Source organism: Chryseobacterium sp. TQ-BC-N36, assembly GCF_058382295.1.
On record NZ_CM178175.1, the window covers coordinates 2,885,728 to 2,905,716 of the forward strand.

Annotated in this window: 10 protein-coding genes; 2 read left to right on the forward strand and 8 right to left on the reverse strand. The window is 35.7% G+C overall.

Annotation, left to right across the window (positions count from 1 at the left end):
• Positions 1 to 12: 12 nt before the first annotated feature.
• The 5 genes from AC3FI7_RS12850 to AC3FI7_RS12870 form a co-directional block, all read right to left on the reverse strand.
• Positions 13 to 3,009: a SusC/RagA family TonB-linked outer membrane protein gene (locus AC3FI7_RS12850; protein WP_142723828.1), complete on the reverse strand. Its 2,997-nt coding sequence runs from the start codon at positions 3,007 to 3,009 to the stop codon at positions 13 to 15.
• Positions 3,010 to 3,298: 289 nt separating this feature from the next.
• Complete coding sequence (locus tag AC3FI7_RS12855; RefSeq protein ID WP_491460257.1) at positions 3,299 to 4,729, reverse strand: SusD/RagB family nutrient-binding outer membrane lipoprotein; 1,431 nt, start codon at positions 4,727 to 4,729, stop codon at positions 3,299 to 3,301.
• A 5-nt stretch (positions 4,730 to 4,734) separates the two neighbouring features.
• Positions 4,735 to 7,770, reverse strand: a complete 3,036-nt coding sequence (locus AC3FI7_RS12860) for a SusC/RagA family TonB-linked outer membrane protein (protein ID WP_142723826.1) — start codon at positions 7,768 to 7,770, stop codon at positions 4,735 to 4,737.
• A 406-nt stretch (positions 7,771 to 8,176) separates the two neighbouring features.
• Positions 8,177 to 9,829, reverse strand: coding sequence for a SusD/RagB family nutrient-binding outer membrane lipoprotein (locus AC3FI7_RS12865; RefSeq protein ID WP_491460258.1), 1,653 nt, complete (start codon positions 9,827 to 9,829; stop codon positions 8,177 to 8,179).
• An 8-nt stretch (positions 9,830 to 9,837) separates the two neighbouring features.
• On the reverse strand, positions 9,838 to 12,861 hold the full coding sequence (locus AC3FI7_RS12870; protein WP_491460259.1) for a SusC/RagA family TonB-linked outer membrane protein: 3,024 nt from the start codon (positions 12,859 to 12,861) through the stop codon (positions 9,838 to 9,840).
• A 544-nt stretch (positions 12,862 to 13,405) separates the two neighbouring features.
• On the opposite strand from AC3FI7_RS12870, the gene rnhB reads away from it, so the two are divergent.
• Positions 13,406 to 13,990, forward strand: a complete 585-nt coding sequence (rnhB, locus tag AC3FI7_RS12875; RefSeq protein ID WP_142723823.1) for a ribonuclease HII — start codon at positions 13,406 to 13,408, stop codon at positions 13,988 to 13,990.
• Between the two features lie 159 nt (positions 13,991 to 14,149).
• Here rnhB and yidC read toward each other — a convergent pair whose 3' ends face one another.
• The 3 genes from yidC to AC3FI7_RS12890 all read right to left on the reverse strand — a co-directional run bounded on the left by yidC (position 14,150) and on the right by AC3FI7_RS12890 (position 18,481).
• Positions 14,150 to 15,949 carry a membrane protein insertase YidC gene (yidC, locus tag AC3FI7_RS12880; RefSeq protein ID WP_142723822.1) on the reverse strand — a complete coding sequence of 600 codons (1,800 nt, stop codon included), beginning with the start codon at positions 15,947 to 15,949 and terminating at the stop codon, positions 14,150 to 14,152.
• Between the two features lie 179 nt (positions 15,950 to 16,128).
• Positions 16,129 to 17,736 (reverse strand): CTP synthase, encoded by a 1,608-nt coding sequence (gene pyrG / locus AC3FI7_RS12885; RefSeq protein ID WP_142723821.1) that lies wholly within the window; start codon positions 17,734 to 17,736, stop codon positions 16,129 to 16,131.
• A gap of 175 nt (positions 17,737 to 17,911) precedes the next feature.
• Positions 17,912 to 18,481, reverse strand: a complete 570-nt coding sequence (locus AC3FI7_RS12890) for a YceI family protein (protein ID WP_491460260.1) — start codon at positions 18,479 to 18,481, stop codon at positions 17,912 to 17,914.
• A gap of 139 nt (positions 18,482 to 18,620) precedes the next feature.
• Between AC3FI7_RS12890 and radA the strand changes: the two genes are divergently transcribed.
• A complete protein-coding gene (radA, locus tag AC3FI7_RS12895) occupies positions 18,621 to 19,970 on the forward strand; it encodes a DNA repair protein RadA (RefSeq protein WP_142723819.1) in 1,350 nt (449 codons plus the stop codon).
• Positions 19,971 to 19,989: the final 19 nt, after the last annotated feature.

Below are 19,989 nucleotides of genomic sequence, written 5' to 3' on the forward strand. Positions count from 1 at the left end.
TTTTAAAGTAATTTAGAATTTAAATGTAACATTAATACCCAGATCTCTTGTCGTAGGCATTGAACCAATGGACCATCCGTAAGAGTTAAGTCCTCCACCCACCATAGCTTCCGGATCAGCGTAAGGTAAATTTTTATGAATAATCCATAGATTTCTACCTACAATTGAAATCTTAGCATCATAAATCTTCGTACCTGCCAACAGAGACTTTGGAAGCATGTAGCCAATACTTGCCTCTCTTAGCTTAATAAAAGATCCATCATAAACAAATTCGCGTGCAGGCTGGGTTTTGTACCCGGTAGAGCCACTGTTATCAACCTGTGATATTGCAATAGTATTTGGAGTTCCATCAGGAAGAACACCAGGTACAACAATAGGTTTGTCTCTAAAGTCACCTTCAGCAGTTTCTTTATACAGACCAGATGACAATCCATAATACATATCTGTTGAGAATATATCACCTCCTTTACGCATATCAATCAAGAAACTTAAAGAGAAGCCTTTATAGCTGAAGCTATTTCTAATTCCTCCAATCCAGTCTGGAGTAGTATTACCTATCACCTGATTAGGATTTTGCAAATATTTTCCTGTCTTCGGATCAATTACTTTTTCTCCATTTAAATAAGTGTAATCAGCACCTACCAGTGTTCCCCAAGACTCTCCTACTCTTGCATTTAAAGAGACTCCTCCCTGAAAACTGTTTAATAAAAGGTTGGTGATTCCCGGGTACAGGCTCACTACTTCATTTTTATTTTTTGACCAGTTTACATCAATATTCCATGTGAAATCTTTTAATTTTACAGGTACCAATCCCAGCTGTACTTCATAACCGGTATTATCAATTCTACCTGCATTAATTATTTTAGCTGTAAATCCAGCTCCTGAAGAAATAGGAAGAGAAATGATCTGATCGATTGTTTTGGTTTTATAATAGGCAAAATCGACAGTTATTCTGTCTTTTAAGAAATGAGCTTCAGTTCCTATTTCAAATTCCTTAGATCTCTGAGGTTTTAAGTTAGGATTTGGTTGATTTAAAATTGAATTATATATTCCTACCCCCGATAAAATCCCCGAAGATCTGTAATTATTAGCAAGTTGGTAAGGATCTGCTGTTCCTCCAACCTCTGCATAATTTGCTCTCAGCTTCCAGAAATTCATCCAGCTCTTAGTATTTAAGATTTCGGACATAATAACTGAACCAGTTACAGAAGGATAGTTATAAACATTATTTCCCGCAGGTAATGTTGAACTTTGGTCTACTCTCCAGGTTCCATCTATATAGAATTTTTTAAAGAAATCAAATGAAGCGGTAACATACCCTGAGTTTGTTTGGGTTGTAAACTGATTTTCATCTGGTGCCAAAGGTGCTTTTTTAGAATTGGATAAAGCATAAATTCCAGGTACTATCAATCCTCCCTCTGTAGAAGCATAGATTGAATTATAATAATTTCGACGTATATTTCCTCCTACAACTCCGGAAAGGTTAATATTATCTGTAATATCAAATTTATAATTCACCATTAAGTCATAATTGGTCTCGGTCTGTAGTATATCACGTCTTCCATATCCGGAACCAATAGAGTTATTTGACTGTCCAAAAGCCTGAGGTAAAGATCCAACAGCCAATCTCGTTTCCGCCATAAGATTTGATCTGTCATAAGAAACTTTTCCGGTAACAGAAATGTTATCAATCACATCATATGTTAACTGACCATAGGTAAAACTTCTGTATCTCTTGTCTGAAGAATAATTCTGATAGGCCTGGAAATATGGGTTGTTCCAATACGCAGGAGCTCCGTTTGCGGCAGACTTTCTGTTCCATGTGACATTACCATAGTTATTGGATGCATTGGCTATGTGCGGATCTACATTTGCAAAATATAAGTTTTGCAGATCCTTAATATCCACATTGGTTTGCCACCATTGTCTGAAACCGGTAGCTATATTGTTTGAATACCCTGTAATACTTCTACCTTTAGTTTCCTGTAAAGTCATTGTAGAATAAAAGGAAGAATGCAATTTAGGGGTTAAATCATAATTAATCTTTAAAGAGAAATTATTTTTATTCAGATGTGAGTTAGGTATTAACCCATCAGACATCATATTCTCATAATTAAAGCTAATGTTTTTCCCTTTTTGTCCTTTTTCTAATGTAACACTATTAATATATGAGGCTGGATTTTCAAAAAATTTAATCGGCCCATTTTTAGCGGCTACCCAAGGAGTAGCTTTTTGATAATTTGGGGACAGGGGATTGAATGAATCCCACTGATACACCAATAAATTAGGGTCAAATTTCGGGCCCCAAGAAGCATCTGCTCCAAAATTTGCATTATTCAAGCCATCGGAAGCCTGTGTACCGAATTTTTGAGAATAACCGGCTCCATATTTTGTCTGGTATTCAGGGAAAGTAGATTTATCAATGAATCCCACTTGTATTGCAGAGGAGAACGTTACCCCCCATGAACCGTCATCCTTTCCTTTTCCATTTTTAGTGGTAATAACAATTACTCCATTTAATCCTCTTTCACCGTAAAGGGCAGAGGCTGCGGCTCCTTTTAATACATTAATGGATTCAATATCTTCCTGATTAATATCAGAAAGAGCATTCCCATAGTCAATTGAATTTTCCCGGGTACTGGCATTATTAACAGGTGATCCATCAATAACAATTAAAGGATTACCTCCTCCCAGTGTCTTAATTCCTCTAATTAAGAGGTTGGAAGATCCTCCAAAATTGTTATTTGTAGTAACATTAAGACCGGCAACCTTACCTGATAATTGCGCTGCAATATTCCCGGTATTTGTTGTTCCGTCTGTAAGTGCACTGCCTTTAATTTCCTGTGATGCATACCCCAAAGATTTTTTTTCTCTTTTAATGCCCAGTGCAGTTACTACTACTCCTTCAATTTCTTTTGCTTTAATGGTATCTTTCTTCTCCTGAGCACTTACCATTACCACAGGGGAAGTCAATACCAAAACAAGAAGACTTGCTGTTAGTTTCTTCATATCAATTATTTTTATATCCGCACAAATTTGTCGATTATATTCAATAATTCAAACAAAAATGTTAAAAAAAATAAAAATTTATCACCAACAAGCAATAAAACATAATAATTAACAAAAAAAATAAGTTAAAAAAACCACATACATAAAAAAAATACTACTATTTAAAAAAATTAAGAAAAATAATTTAATTTAGTTAACCACATTATACCATTTAATTATTAAACAAACGATATTATTAAATAAAAAACCGCCTGAAGGCGGTTTAGTTATGTTAAATAAATCATTAATATTAATTTACATCCCAGAAAATTTTTGTAGTCAGTTTATCTCCTCCAATGGCAGCACTTGCAGCAGCATAATTCGTTCCATTTGTTGTTGCTTCTGCAGCTGGATACTGAAGTCTCACAGGAACTTTCCCTCCTGCATTTGGAATTGCCGTAGCAGGAGCTACAAGTTGTGGATAATCTAATCTTCTATAGAAGTTCCATGAAGTCACTGATTGATTATACATTGCTACCCAAGCCTGTTCACCAATTGATTTTTTCCAATTAGCTGCATTATAAGGATGTGATGCAATATAGGCAGCAGCATCAGATGCTAATCCCCAATCTGTAAAAGAAGATGTAACAGCTGTATTATATAGAGTAGCCGGCGCTCCTCCTATCCCCCATCTTGCTGCAGCTTCAGTAAGGTAAAATGCAACTTCGGTATAGGTCATAATAAGCCCAGGTGTCGTAGCTGTATAAGCAAAATCACCAGCATTTGAAAATTCTGAAAATTCTCCAGGAGCCCCTATTACCTGTCCGAGATAAACGCCATCAACATCGGTATAATATTCAGCAATTCTACTATCCATAGTAGCATTCATATAATCTACCAATGTTTTTCCTGCAATAAAATCATCTCTTGATTCTGTCTCCTGAAATATCGGATTTTGATTGGGAGAAGCATCCAAATAAGCAAACTGACAATTATCATTAGATGATGTCATAACCCCTCCAGAAATTGCCTGGTTTACAGTAGACTGGGCTAAAGTTGGATTAACATCCGCCAGAGCAATTCCTAATTTTAACAGCAGGGAATTACCAAACTTTTTCCATTTTGAAATATCTCCGTTGTAAAATATATCTCCATTACCAAAAGTTCCACCATTATTGGACAAATTACTTATATCCGTATTTAATTTTGAAATCAATGAAGAGTATATATCAGCTGCTTTATCATATTTAGGAAGCGGATAAAGGTCAATATTTAATGCCTGGGTATAAGGAATATCTCCATAGGTATCTACCAAAATCTGGTAAGTAAAGATTTTCATTATATCCACGATAGCCAGTTGATTTTTTTTCTTTCCTGGCCAGACAGACTGTTCTGAAGGTGCCGGAACATAGGCATTGATTATTTTTTCTGCCTGATCTAAATTCTTTAATACATTTACATAGTTATCCGTCCAAACATTATTTGACACGTTTCTGTTCGTAAAATCATAATTACTTTCATTTACATAAATCGTTTCTTGCCAGTATTGCATTGTAAGCCTAAAGTTATTTTCATTAACATTAGGTGTATTCATATAATCACTGAGCTCTTTTTGCGCATAGGTAAGCAAAGACTCTTGGGTTGTATTATAGTTGGCATGCTGATCTAGATTCACATCATCACCCGTTGTACAACCTACAAACAACAGAGCTAATATTGGTGTTAATATATATTTTTTCATATTCTTTAGAAATTAACTTTTACATTAAAGGAGATATTTCTTGTAGCCGGCATAGGTCCTGATTGATATCCTTGAATATTCCCTGAAGACAAGCCTGCCTCAGGATCAGAATATGGCAAATTCTTATGAATAATCCAGAGATTGTTCCCTACTAAACTTACAGACATTCCCTGTATAAATTTAGAATTAAACACATGTTTATCAAACCTGTAAGTAATAGCCACTTCTCTTAATTTCACAAAGCTTGCATCATAAACATAAGCCGCTCCCGGAAGGTCTGTTCCCAAAACCTGACTGGACTGAGATTTATCCAACCTGATCGTATTTGTAATAAAATGTCCAGGGTTATTAGGATCTTCCATTACTCCTGGCAGGATAACACCACCACCATTGGCTAGTGTATTTCTAATAGGATTACCTAAATCATTGAATCCTACAGAATCAGGATATATACCTGTTCCATATCCATAATATTGATCTAAAGAATATACCTTACCTCCTTTTTTCCAATCAATTAAAAAGCTTAATGACAGATTTTTATAGGAGATTGTGTTGCTTAATCCTGCAGTCCATTTAGCCTGGAAACTTCCCTGATTATAAGTAGGAGTATCAGTCACCAAGTAGGCTCCGTTGGCTCCCACGATAGGATTTCCATTTGAATCATAAACATAATCAGAAGTCCAGATTGATCCATAATCACCATTCAGAGGGGCATTAATACTAACACCTCCTTGCAGTCTTCCTATTGTAATATTTTCAATACCTGGTGCTAATGCTGTTACTTTTGTCCAAGGATTAGACCAGTTTAAGCTAAGATCCCAGGAAAAATCAGTTGATTTAATTGGGGTTGCATTAATGGATACCTCAAATCCTTTTGTGGTTAATTCACCAGCATTTTGGGTTTTCGCCAGTGCTCCATTGGCAAAAGATACTGGCAATGGTAATATCTGATCATATGCTTTGTTTTGGAACCAAGCTACATCAAACCCAAAACGGTTTTTAAACATTTTTGCTTCAATACCAACTTCAAAATTTTTAAGCCCCTGAGATTTAAGTTCAAAATTTCTTAAAGTGGTATTATAAGCATATATAGGGATATCTCCGTAGGATGGCTGTGCAAAGTATCTGTTCAACAGCTGATCAGCAGCAGTATCAGAACCTACTTTTGCATAAGCAGCCCGAATTTTCCCGAAACTTAGCCAATTCGCTTTCACTAAGTTTGAAAACACCACACTTGCAGATAAAGATGGATACCAGTATACAGCATCATTATCAGGAAGTGCTGTAGATTGATCCCTTCTGTAGGTCCCTTCCAAAAAGTAAGTGTTTTTATACCCCAATGAAACTTGGGCAAATACTCCATACACGTACTTTGTCAAGTCAGAAATCAACGGACGAACTGGCGCAGATGCCGAGTTTGCAATAGTATAAATACCTGGAATATATAATCCTCCTGAGGTTGACTGCTGATTAGAATATGTTTTCTGTACGTTAATATTACCCCCTAACAATGCATTAACATTAAAGTCATCCGTAATATTCTTTTTATAAGTTCCTATAAAATCATAATTGGTTTCAGAAAATTTATAAAGACTTGTTGCATAACCTGAGGGCTGATTAACCGCACCATTTAAACCAAAACTATTTCCGGCATATGACCCCACTGCTTTTCGGTCTTCAGTAATCATGGTATATCCATCTCTTCCCATTCTCACCAATAGATTAATATCCTTCGTGACATCATAACTTAGGCTAAAATTTCCTGCGAATCTATCTCTGGAGTCATTTTGATAATTTTCGTATCTCTGGAAATAAGGATTATCCCAAAATGCCGGAGTTAAATCAGAAATACCTCGCATATTCCATGTGTAATTTTTTTGGAAAGCACGGTATAAATATTCCTGATCTTTTATATCAACATTTGTAGGCCACCACTGCCTGAAATTAGTCATGATATTATCATTATAACCAGTTGTATTACGGCCAATCGTTTTCTGCGTAATATAGTTTGCATAAAGATTAGCAGTCAATTTATCTGTCAGCTTATATGATGCATTCCCACTGAAGTTATTTTTTACCAGCGAACTGTTGGGCATAATATCTGTTGCATCTGTATTTGTATAACTTAAACGATAGCTTGATTTGTCATCGGCACCGCTAAACGCTAAGCTATTTACGAAATTAGTTCCTGTGTTGAAAAACTTAATGGGACCATTTTTTGCCATCTGCCATGGAGTTCTCTGTCCTTGGGTAGGTGATCCCGGAATAAATGCACCATATTGCCAGACCATTGATCCATCGTAAGGAGATCCATATGAAGCATCGTTTCCGAAAGCTACTCTTGGACTTCCCTGATATAATGTACTGCTAAAACTGTTTCCAGTATATCCCTGTCCATATTGAGTCTGATAGGTAGGGAATGTAGACTTATCTATTGTAGACATTGTAATAGAAGTAGAAAACTCCATTCCAATACCTTCTTTATTTCTCTTTCCTCTTTTCGTTGTAATAATGATTGCCCCATTTTGAGCCCTAGAACCATAAAGTGCTGTTGCTGCCGCTCCTTTAAGAACATTCAAAGTTTCAATATCATTAGGGTTAATATCTGACACTGAACTTCCATAGTCATAACCACCACCACCTGTTGCCTGGCTAGCTGTATTGATATTTTTGTTCATAATAGGCACCCCATCTACAACAAAGAGGGCCTGATTATCTCCCAATAGCGATTTAAAACCTCTTGTAACCACATTGATAGATCCTCCAAAGTTTGTACTCTGTTTAATCTCCAAACCTGCAACTTTACCAGATAGGTTATTTAAGAAGTTAGTAGTAGGGTTCTTATTCACATCTTCCCCTTTTACTTCTTGGGTAGCATAACCGAGAGATCTTTTCTCTCTTTTTATTCCAAGTGCAGTTACCACCACACCTTCAATCTCTTTTGTCTGTGTAACAGTATCGCTTTTTTTCTGCTGAGCATTTGCAATAGCAACAGATGAAGACAATACCAAAACAATAAGACTGGTTGTTAGTTTCTTCATATCAAATTAATTTTTGTGACTTTACAAATTTGTAAAACTTTATCAATACCACAAAGCAAAATGTGAAAAAATTACAACTTATTCAATATTTACAAACAAAAACAACAAATAAACTATTAAAATAAGTTAAAATAAAAATATTTAACAAAAACAAAATCATTTTAAACTTATTTTTTTTAAGAAATAATAACAATCAGTCAAATTGATACAATCTATATTTTAAATACAAACTATCTTCAAAACAAACTGATTTTCAATTAATTAAAAGCAAAAAGGATGAAAATTCGAAAAACCCCGAACAGGTGTTATGCTAAGCATATATCTATAACTGTAGAAATATTTAATCTTTTTAAATAAAAAAACCGCCCGAAGGCGGTAAAATATATTGAAATTTGTAATTATAAAATTAATTTCTAGCCCAGAATGGGGTAAATTTATTTTTAGCAAAAACATCATCAGCTGCCATATTTGGAACATTGTTGGCGTTAGATTGATATTCAGAGTTTGGATACAATAACCTGTTAGGTTTCACTGATTTAAGCGATATTGTTGGTAATGGAGTTTCCGGATAAGATGTTCTTGTATAATCAAAATAAGATTGTTCAGGGTTGATTCCCGTTAAAGCAATCCATTTTTGTGTCATAATTGCCTCAAGCTTATTAGTATCAGTTCCAGCCCAACCTAACTTAGGTACAGCATTTACACTTGTAATATAAGCTGCTGCACCAGAAGCACCTAAATAAGTATATGATGCGGTAATACCAGCCTGGAAGTGAGATTGAGCTCCAGAAAATTGAGAAGGATAACGCAAAGCCGCTTCAGCTAATAAGAATTCTGTTTCGGCTTTCGTCATTAGAACACCAGCCTTTGAAGAACCCTTCTGAATTAATTCAGCTTTTCTTCCAGGACCATCTATAGCAATAATTGTCTGGGATCCTGCAATTAACCCATCTCCTGCTCTTGAAACAGATCTAAGTGATGGTGCACCTGGCTGCCCAGGAGTTGCCCCTTGCCTTACTCCTTCAACATTACTTGTAGAAACTCCTGCATTATCTTTAGTTGTAACCAACGTAAAGATTCTACCTCTTCTTCCATCAACAATCCCATTAAACTTCTGATATACACTTCTAGAATCAGAAGTTGTAGCCTGCCCATCTAAGTGAACAGCATTACCATTTAAAGCAATAGCAATATGTTCTGAAGGTACCACTAAAGTCCAGTTTTGAGGCTGGACTCCTGCACTGGTATAAACATAATAGTTCATCCATGGATTCTGTTGATTATCAGAACTTGGAGAATATCCTGGATTAACCGTAACATCAGCTGCATTAAAAGTCGCTCCCTGTAAAGTAGCAAGCTTTTGATCTCTATAAGTGGCTAAATCTCCTGTAACATTAGACATTCTGATAAGATACCTAAGCTTTAATGTGTTTGCAAATGCTTTCCAGCTACTCATAGATCCTTTAAAAACAACATCTGCAGTTCCTGGATTACTTCCTTTATTTGAATCTATCATTTGGATTGCACTTTCAATATCTGCAATAGAAGCTTTATAAATATCCTCTCCTTTATCATATTTAGGAGTCAGATTCAATTCTCTTTTAAAAGCTTCAGAATATGGCATATCTCCCCATAAATCAGTCAATATCTGAACATAATAAGCCTTCATAATTTTAGACATTGCTTTATACTGAGTATATTCACCAGTTGGATCACTATAATCTAAAACAAATTGGAAGTTGGAAACATTTCTGAACAACTGATCCCAAATGTCAGCATAAAAAGCACTTGTTATGTTTGGAGAGTATTCATCTACAAAAGGGGTTCCGAAGGAATAAGAATTCCCTGCCATACTGTTCATCATCACCCCTGAAAAAAGGTTCAATCTTCTTGCCTGCACAAAATAACTGTTAGTGACAGCTCCTGGAAAAACAAAATTAGGAGTCAGGTCATTTACAGAGATTTTATCTGGGTTTTCATTGACATCTAAGTAATCATTACATGAAGTTGTTCCAAGTAACAAACCTGCCAATGCAATTATATATAATTTATTTTTCATTTTCTTAATTAAAAAGTTGCGTTAATTTTAAAACCAAAAGTTCTTGTCGTAGGATACTGGGTTGTTAATGCAATCCCTGCAGCATTATCATTGCTGCTTGCCGTTTCCGGATCTGCAAAATTTCTATTATCTTTAGAATAAATAATAATAGGATTTCTCGCATACAAGCTCAAACTAAGACTGTTGATAAAAGTAGAATTTAAAACAGACTTTGGAACGTCATAAGATATTGCAATTTCTCTTACTTTAAATGCAGTTGCATCCACTACTAAATTCTCTCCAACGTTTCTGTAAATTGAACCTGACCAATATGTTGTTGCCCCACTATAATCAGCACCGTAAGCAGGCGTTGAATTCGGGACATATGAACCATTAACAAGCTGTACTGAACCAGGAACAATATATCCTTGCGTTCTATCCTGGCTAGCTGTTTCTTCAAGTGCACCTGTAAATGCTAGCAATCTTTTTGAAAATGACACAAACTTACCTCCCTTACGATAATCAGCTACAGCAGATAATGTAAACGCCTTATACCTGAAAGAAGTATTAAATGTCATTGTATAATCAGGATTTAAACTTCCCAATACTTTTGTTGCAGAATTTACTAATGGTACTCCGTTAGCATTTACAATAATATTACCATTTGGATCTCTTTGATAAGTTGTTCCAACAATTGAATAGAAATTCTCTCCTACTACCGCTGCCAAACCAACTGAAGGAGTTGTGTAAGTTAAAATAGGAACCCTTTCTGCTCCACTATTCAATTCTAATAATTTTGTTCTAGACATTGCATACCCTGCGTGAAGATTCCAGGTAATATCCTGTGTTTTAATCGGAGTTATTCCTAAATCAAGCTCAAATCCCCTCATTCTAGACTTACCGATATTATCTCTGTAAGAAGATAAACCAGAAGAGTTCGAAGGGGTTATATTACTTATTAAGTCCTGCGTAGTTGACTGATAAACAGACCCTTCTAACGTAATCCTATCTTTCAAGAATCCTAAAGCAACATTTAAATCTAAAGTATTTACGAACTCAGGTCTTATGTTAGGATTCGTAATAGAAGTTGACATAATATAAGAAGGCATTGGTCCAAAAGGATATCCTGTAGGAATGTTACCTGTAGCATTCACGTTATATGGGTTAATCCCTGATGAGTTTCCAACTTTTGTGAAACTCGGAGCAATTTTCATATAGTTCAACACATTTCCTCCAAAATTAAAAGCTTTAGTAGGAATAAAGGACACCCCAACTGAATAATAAGAATATGGCTTATTATCAGTCAATCTATCATTTGTAAGAGGATCTCTACTATTTACGGTATAAACAGAGTTCTTTTCATATCTGAATGTTCCGTTTAGGAATAAATAATCTTTGTACGCTAAATCTAAATTTGCAAATCCTGCGAACACTCTGTTTCTAACAGTATAATTATCCATATATCCACCATCAGCCTGAGCATCAGTATTCCCATATTGAGAGGGGTTGGATACGTTATTGTAATTATACCATCCTGGGATGTATAATCCAGTACCTCCAACTGTTCTAGCAGTAGAATAACTGTCCTGGATATTATTTCCAAGATTGAATTTCAAATTTAAATCTGATGTTAAATCATAATCAAAATTTAACATTAAATCTCCATAATACTTTCTATCGTTATAGGTTCTATTAAAATAGTATGCTGAAACATCCGGTGACCCAAACTGATTTAAGGTATGAGTATCTAAGAATTCTACTCCTGTATTAGAATAGCGGATAATACCAGTAGATCCGTCATTCCAGTTATCCTGCTTAGTTGTTGTAAGATTTAAGTTTCCTGTATAGCTAATATTAATATGCTTATTAAACTCATATTGTAATGACAATATACCATTCAAATAATCTCTGTTAGTATTATATCTTGCATGTTGTGTAGTCCAGTAAGGATTGGTAGCATACGCTGTAAGATATCCTCCTATTCCAGAATTTCTATAATTTCTGATATCATTACTAGAAGGTGTTTGCAAAATATTATCATATAAATCAGAATCAGTTTTATTAACCAATCTTCCTATATAATTGAACTGACCATCTATTCTTAATTTTCCAAGTTTTTTCCCTCCTTTAAATAAGAAGTTATTTTGCCTCATCTTATCTCCATCAACCACAAACGTGTTGTCAAGTCTGTTGATTGACATAAATGCATATCCATCAGAACCACCCGCATTCACACTTACACCATTCTGGAAACTAACACCATTGGTGAAGAATTTTGAGAAGTGATCTTTTACCGGAGAAAATCTTTCATAAATAAATGATCCGTCAGCTTGTGGCAAACCACTTGGAACCAATGTACCTCCGAATCCCGGATAGTCGTATGCAGGTCCCCAAGATGAGTTTTCCCATGGCACATAATTAGTTCCTCCATAATCAACATCACTATAACTGTCATCCTGAACCCCTTTTCCATATTTTTTTTGAACAAGCGGATACTTAAACCCTTGAGTCACTTCAACAGCAGAAGTCAAATTAACTTGAATTTTTTCAGATTTTGTTCCTCTCTTAGTTGTAACAATAATTGCTCCATTCACCCCTTGTGATCCATATAAAGCAGCTCCCTGCAGGCCTTTTATAACGTTTACATTCTGAATAATTTCAGGAGGTAATGAGTTTAAAACTGTAGCGTCTGAAATCACATTATCAATAACAACTAAAGCCTGATTGTTACCGGTAATAGACTTTGACCCTCTCAAAATGATTTTAAAACTTGGATCTACAGCACTGTTTGTGTTGGTAATTTGTAATCCGGACACTTTTCCTGTTAATGCTTGAACAGCACCAGGAGCTGCAGCTTGATTAAGTTCCTTGGTATTTACTATTTGCTGTGCATTTGTAACAGCATCAGCTTTTTTCTTAATACCTAAGGCACCCGTAACAACGATCTCCTCTATATTTTTGGTCTTTAGAGTATCTTTAGTGTTTTGAGCTGATACCATCACAAATGATGATGATAGCACCACCGCAAATACACTTGCAGTTAATTTCTTCATATTGAATTCAATTATTTTTTACAGGCTACAAATTTGTAAAACTTTCTTAAAATCACAAAATTTTTTCTTAAAAAAGATAACAATTTCAATTATTACTAAAAAAAACAACAGATGAAATATTAATATCTGTTAAAAACACTTTATTTAACAAATATTAACAAATATTTAAACTACATTATTTAGAAAACAATAACAATATCAATAATTAACATTTATCACATTAAACATACAACAATACAACCATAAACACCACAATCAACAACAAAAGAATAAGATAAATTCAAAAAAAACAACACAACACCAACATATCATCAATCCGCACTACATTATTCAATCATAAAAAAAGAAAAGAAAAATATAAACAATCTCACTCAATAGCAATATTATCAAAAAAAAGTTTCTTTTTAACAGAAATTGCTAATCTAAAATATTCAAAACCAAACATAAAACAATCTTAATAATACTTCACTTTATAAAATCACCAGGACAAACATTGGATTAATATTTTTGTTTGTTTAATTTTGTCATCAGTATTTAAACAAACATGGAGCTAATAAAAAACTGGTCAAACCTTTACATCGAAGCCGGATGTGATGAAGTAGGAAGAGGATGTTTAAGTGGTCCGGTGGTAGCTGCAGCGGTAATTTTAGACGATGATTTTCAGCAAAACCTGGTTAACGATTCAAAAAAATTAACCTTCAAAACCCGCATGGAGCTGGATAGCTACATCAAAGATAATGTGAAAAACTACGCCATCGCAGAGCTTCCTCCCTCCTTTATTGATGAGCATAATATCCTTAATGCCAGCATTCACGCGATGCATCGTGCTTTGGATAGGCTGACCATAACTCCGGAGCTTATTCTGGTAGATGGAAACAAATTCCACCCCTATAATTATATTCCCCATCAATGTATTATTAAAGGAGATTCTAAAGTTTTATCTATTGCGGCAGCCTCTATTCTTGCCAAAAATTACAGAGATACACTCATGATCCAGCTTCATGAAGAGCACCCTGAATACGGCTGGGACACCAATTTTGGCTATGCTACGAAAAAACACCAGGAGGCCCTTATAAAGCATGGCCCAACAATACACCACAGACAATCTTTCAGACTGAAATATGACTGAAAATAATTATTTTTTCAATTATTAAATTCATACAATTCTACAGGAAATTTAAAACCTTTCTAAATAAAACAACCCATCCTGAAAAAATTTATACAGATTACAGGTAAAAAAAAGAGCAGCAATTGAATAATTGCTGCTCTTTTATCATATAACCGGAAGTTATTTTTTCTTACTTCTCTGTTGTTCCTGAGCTTTCTGCTGCTCCTGAGCCTTCTCCATCATTTCTCTCATTCTCTTCTGAAATTTACCTTCTGCTTTAGGCTTTTCCTTGTTCGACTGAATCTGAGCATGAATTTTCTTTTCATCAAGAATCCAGTATTTAATAACAAGAATGATCAGGATATTGATCGCATTCGATACAAAATAATACCATGAAAGACCTGAAGCCGATGTGTTAAGGAAGAACAGGAATGTAATCGGGAAGATATACATTAACACCTTCATATTTGGCATTCCTTCCTGCTGAGGCTGCTGCATGTTTCCTGAAGTCATTACGGTATAGATCAAAATAACGACTGTACAAGCCAATGCAAAAATACTCAGGTGATCTCCAAGGAAAGGAACTTTAAACGGAAGCTTGATCAAGTCATCATAAGCCGTTAAATCCTTGGCAAACCAGAATCCCTGGCCTCTAAGGTCAATAAAGTTCGGGAAGAAACGGAATAATGCATAGAAGATCGGAATCTGAACCAACGCAGGTAAACATCCCGCCATCTGATTCACTCCGGCCTTTCTGTACACTTCCATTGTAGCCTGCTGCTTCTTCATCGGATCCGCATCCTTGAACTTAGCATTTACCTCATCAATTTCAGGACGGATCACTTTCATCATCGCACTCAGTTTATGCTGCTTGTACATAATTGGCGAAAGAATCAGTTTTACAATGATGGTCATTACAAAAATTACCCAACCGGCTGATAATCCCCAGGCAGCAATAATACTGTACAGCCACATGAAGAAATAACGGTTCATAGCTCCAATGAATGACCAGCCTAATGGAAGAATCTCATCAAAGTTCTTATCATAAGATTTAAGCAATGGCAAATCCAGTGGCATAAAATACCAAGTGAAATCCTGATTCAGTTCACTTCCGGTCATCTGAACAAAACCTTCATAGTTGAATTTCTTCAGATATTCTCCTTCTTCAACATTTTCCTGGTTTCCTTTACTCTGAGTGAATCCGTTTCTAGCTTCGATTACCGAAGAGAAGAACTGCTGCTTTACACCAAGCCAGTTAAGGGTTTCTTTTTCCTCCTCCATTGTAGTTCTTCCATCATAATCATAGTCTTTATAATTGTTGAAAGCATAAGAAAATTCTGAATGAGACTGCTCCTGGGCTCTACCTTTTTCTAAGTTTCTCACATTATAATCCCAGATAAAATCTGCCTTATTATCCGAAGTAATTTTAGAAAGCCCCTGAGTTCTTACTTTGAAGTCAAGAGTATATTTAGGAAGCAGGGTATAAATAAACTGAATAACAGCACCATTATAATCTGCAGTTAGAGTTACAGCATTCCCGTTAACAGCAGGGGAGAAAACTAAGTCTTTAGTATTAACAACCTTCCCTGTTTTATCTTTAAACTGAAAACCGTAGTTTGAATTATTTTTAGTGATCAGATAAAGTGGCTGATCTGCTTTGTCTGTTTTGTGATTATAAGCTTTATATTTTAAAAGCTCTACTTTAGAAACCTGTCCTCCTAAGCTTGAAAATTCAAGTTTCAATTCGTTATTTCCAAGGCTTGCCGTCTGAATTGCGCCAGGAGTTACATTTGGATTGATATTGGTGGCCTGAGTTTGTTTTACGGCATTTTTTGCCTGTTCCGTTTTCTGCTCCTGAGCTTTCAGCTCGGCTTCTTTTGTCTGTTTGTTCTGGAAGTAGAACATAAAACCGAAGAGAACAAGGCATAAAACCGCGAAACTAATCATCTGCTTCTTATCGATTCCGTTGTTTTGTTGCATTTTATTTTATATTAAAATTTTACATTTAAAATATACGTACTGGTATACGTAATTTGAGCTGACAAAAATACTGTTTTTTTATCAAAACTCTATGCTTTACGTTGTTACTATATAATAAACTCAAGCTGAGAATAATCAGCCTGAGTTTATGTATAGACGTTGATGATAAAATTTTTACCTTATTTTTTTTCGCAAGCCTTGATGAAAGCTCTGAACAAAGGATGCGGCGTCGCTACCGTACTCTTATATTCCGGGTGATACTGAACTCCCACATAGAAAGGATGATCAGGAAGTTCAAGGGCTTCTACCAAACCTGTTTCAGGATTGGTCCCTGTAGCAAGGAAACCATTTTTTTCAAACTCCTGAAGATAATCACTGTTGAATTCATAGCGGTGACGGTGTCTTTCAGAAATATTCTTGCTTCCGTAAATATCATATAATTTGGAACCGTTTTTCAAAGCACATTTCCATGCTCCAAGACGCATTGTTCCACCTTTATCAACTACATTTTTCTGTTCTTCCATCAAAGAAATTACAGGATCCGGAGTTGCTGTATCAAACTCCATAGAATTGGCTTTTGTATGTCCTAAAACATTTCTTGCAAATTCAATCGTCATGATCTGCATTCCTAAACAGATTCCCAGCATTGGAATTTTGTTTTCTCTTGCATATCTTGCCGTAAGCACTTTTCCTTCAATTCCTCTGTCTCCGAAACCTGGAGCGACAAGGATACCATTCACTCCTTTCAGAGTATCTTTGATATTCTCTTCAGTAATGTCTCCACTGTATACCCATCTTACCTTAACTTCCGTTTCAAGGTCAGCTCCTGCATGTTTGAACGCTTCAGCAATTGAAATATATGAATCCTGAAGGGAAATATATTTTCCAACCAAGGCAATCTCAACAGTTTTCTTAGGGTTTTGGAATTTTTTAAGGAAACTTTTCCAGTCTTTAAGATCAGCATCTTTATCACTTTTCAGATCCAGTTCTTTCAATACTACATCATCGAAATTCTGTTTCTGAAGATACATTGGAACTTCATAGATCGTTTCAAGGTCTTTGCATTCGATAACATTATCTAAAGGAACATTACAGAACTGAGCCAGTTTTGCTCTCTGATCTTTAGGAATCTTATGTTCTGTTCTGCACACTAAAACATCTGCCATAATTCCGCTTTCCATCAATTGACGAACGGAATGCTGCGATGGTTTTGTTTTCAATTCTCCACTTGAAGCCAGATAAGGCAGTAAAGTCAGGTGAATCACCATAGAATTGCGCTCTCCCAATTCCCATTTCAGCTGACGTACAGTTTCAATGTAGGGTAAAGATTCAATATCTCCTACAGTTCCCCCGATCTCAGTAATAATGATATCGTAGTTCTGTTTTGAAAGAATTTTAATTCTACGTTTGATTTCGTTAGTAATATGAGGAATTACCTGAACTGTTTTTCCAAGAAAATCTCCTTTTCTTTCTTTTTCAATTACAGTCTGGTAAATTTTTCCTGTAGTAACGTTGTTGTTTTGGGATGTAGGAGCATCAAGGTAACGCTCATAGTGGCCTAAATCCAGATCTGTCTCCGCACCATCTTCAGTTACATAACACTCTCCGTGCTCATAAGGATTCAAAGTTCCCGGGTCGATATTGATATAAGGATCTAATTTTTGGATCGTTACATTAAAGCCGCGTGATTTTAGTAGAAGTCCCAGAGAAGCAGAAACGATTCCCTTTCCCAAAGATGAAGTTACACCTCCTGTCACAAAGATGTACTTTGTATTCTTTTTACTCATTAGATTAGGTTTGTGCAAAGTTAGGGGAAAAAGAAATACAAAGCAATTATTTAAGTTTTTAAAATACGAAAATACCGTTCAAACAATTATAAAATCTGATTAAAATTTAGCTTTTGTAATAAAAAAGGTTTCCCATCAGAATGGAAAACCCGATTAATTTTTATCACTGGAAATATTATTGTTTTACCAGTTCAAAGTAAGCCATTACTTCAACATCCTTCGCAATACCAGCTCCTGAAGGATCATATTTAATTCCATAATCCAAACGGTTCACTGTAAACTTGGTCTGAATTCCCATTACTTCTTTTCCGTCTTTATTCTTTGTAATACCGCCGAATGTAACCGGAGCACTGATCTCTTTCTCTACCCCTTTCATTGTAAGCTTTCCTTTGACGATATAATTGTTATTTTTATCTTTAGTCACGGAAGAGCTTTTAAACTCAATAACAGGATATTTAGCCACATCAAAGAAATCTTCACTGATAAGGTGTCTGTCTCTCATGTTCACCCCTGTATTAATGGTAGAAACACTTATGGCAAAACTTAAATCGGCATTATCCAGATTAGCTCCACTGCTGGCTATTTTCCCTTCAAATTTATCAAACCTTCCCTGTACAAAGCTAATTCCCATATGTTTAATATTAAAATTAACGGAAGAATGCATCGGGTCAACATCCCACGTACCCTGGGCAAATGCAACAATACTTAAAAACGTAAATACGAAAGATAAAAATACTTTTTTCATTGTAATGATATTTTACATTAATATTTTAATTGAATAAAACGAAGATATGAAAGTTATTTCTATGGTGGATGCATTAGTTTTTAATATTAAAATCCAATCAGATTCTGTAAGAAAAAGGCTTTTTTTATAACTTCGCGGTATGGCAAAACTGAAAACAGCATATTTCTGTCAAAACTGCGGAACGCAATACTCCCAATGGATGGGACAGTGTAAAAACTGCGGGCAATGGAATACCTTAGTGGAAGAAGTGGTGGAAAAGACTTCTCATAAAACCCCTCCTTTCTCAAAATCCAAACAGCATGTGATTAATATTGTTGAAGTGGAAACAAGTGAGGAACCAAGAATAAAAACACCTTCTGAAGAGCTGAACCGTGTGCTGGGAGGTGGAATCGTTTTAGGCTCCGTGACTTTGATAGGTGGTGAACCGGGAATCGGAAAGTCTACCCTATTGCTGCAACTCGCTTTGAAGATGAAGAAAAAGATTTTCTATGTTTCCGGGGAAGAAAGTGCTTCTCAGATTAAAATGAGAGCGGACAGGCTTACGGATATCCAAAATCCGAACTGTTTCCTTTTCACTGAAACTTCACTGGAGAAAATTCTTCATGAAGCCAAAAAACTGGAACCAGACTTTATGATCATCGATTCCATTCAGACACTGCAGTCTCAACTGATAGAAAGTTCTCCGGGAACCGTATCCCAAATCCGGGAATGTTCCAATGAGATTATCAAATATGCCAAAGAAAACAATACTCCGGTTTTCCTTGTAGGTCACATCACCAAAGACGGACAAATTGCAGGACCAAAGGTTCTGGAACATATGGTGGATGTGGTTCTGAATTTTGACGGAGACCGGAATCACCTTTTCAGGTTGCTGAGAGCTAATAAAAACCGTTTCGGCTCCACTTCCGAAATTGGAATTTATGAAATGATTTCGCAGGGATTAAAAGAGATTAAGAATCCTTCCGAAATTCTGATCACCAAAAAGTTTGAGGAACTTTCAGGAAATTCTGTTGCTGTAACTCTCGAAGGAAACAGGCCGATGCTCCTTGAAATCCAGGCCCTGGTAAGTACAGCCGTTTACGGAACTCCTCAGAGAAGTTCCACAGGCTTTGACTCCAAAAGGCTGAATATGCTTTTGGCCGTACTTGAAAAAAGAGCCGGGTTCCAATTGGGAGCAAAAGACGTTTTCCTGAATATTACCGGGGGAATAAAGACAGATGATCCTGCACTGGATCTGGCAGTCATTGCTTCTGTTCTTTCCTCTAACGAAGACATTGCCATTTCTGAACATTACTGCTTTGCCGGAGAAATCGGGTTAAGTGGTGAAATACGTCCTGTAGCACAGATTGAACAGAGAATTACTGAGGCTGAAAAGCTAGGCTATGAAAAGATATTTGTTTCCAATCTCAATAAAATTCCAAAAAGAAAATTTGGAATTAAGATTGAAGAAGTGAGTAAGATTGAAGATTTTCACGAGAGGCTTTTCTAAGGTGAATGGTCAATTTTGC

Excerpts from the sequence above, each read along its gene's own strand:
- AC3FI7_RS12850 (WP_142723828.1), bottom strand. The coding sequence starts at position 3,009 with ATGAAGAAACTAACAGCAAGTCTTCTTGTTTTGGTATTGACTTCCCCT.
- AC3FI7_RS12855 (WP_491460257.1), bottom strand. The coding sequence starts at position 4,729 with ATGAAAAAATATATATTAACACCAATATTAGCTCTGTTGTTTGTAGGT.
- AC3FI7_RS12860 (WP_142723826.1), bottom strand. The coding sequence starts at position 7,770 with ATGAAGAAACTAACAACCAGTCTTATTGTTTTGGTATTGTCTTCATCT.
- AC3FI7_RS12865 (WP_491460258.1), bottom strand. The coding sequence starts at position 9,829 with ATGAAAAATAAATTATATATAATTGCATTGGCAGGTTTGTTACTTGGA.
- AC3FI7_RS12870 (WP_491460259.1), bottom strand. The coding sequence starts at position 12,861 with ATGAAGAAATTAACTGCAAGTGTATTTGCGGTGGTGCTATCATCATCA.
- rnhB (WP_142723823.1), top strand. The coding sequence starts at position 13,406 with ATGGAGCTAATAAAAAACTGGTCAAACCTTTACATCGAAGCCGGATGT.
- yidC (WP_142723822.1), bottom strand. The coding sequence starts at position 15,949 with ATGCAACAAAACAACGGAATCGATAAGAAGCAGATGATTAGTTTCGCG.
- pyrG (WP_142723821.1), bottom strand. The coding sequence starts at position 17,736 with ATGAGTAAAAAGAATACAAAGTACATCTTTGTGACAGGAGGTGTAACT.
- AC3FI7_RS12890 (WP_491460260.1), bottom strand. The coding sequence starts at position 18,481 with ATGAAAAAAGTATTTTTATCTTTCGTATTTACGTTTTTAAGTATTGTT.
- radA (WP_142723819.1), top strand. The coding sequence starts at position 18,621 with ATGGCAAAACTGAAAACAGCATATTTCTGTCAAAACTGCGGAACGCAA.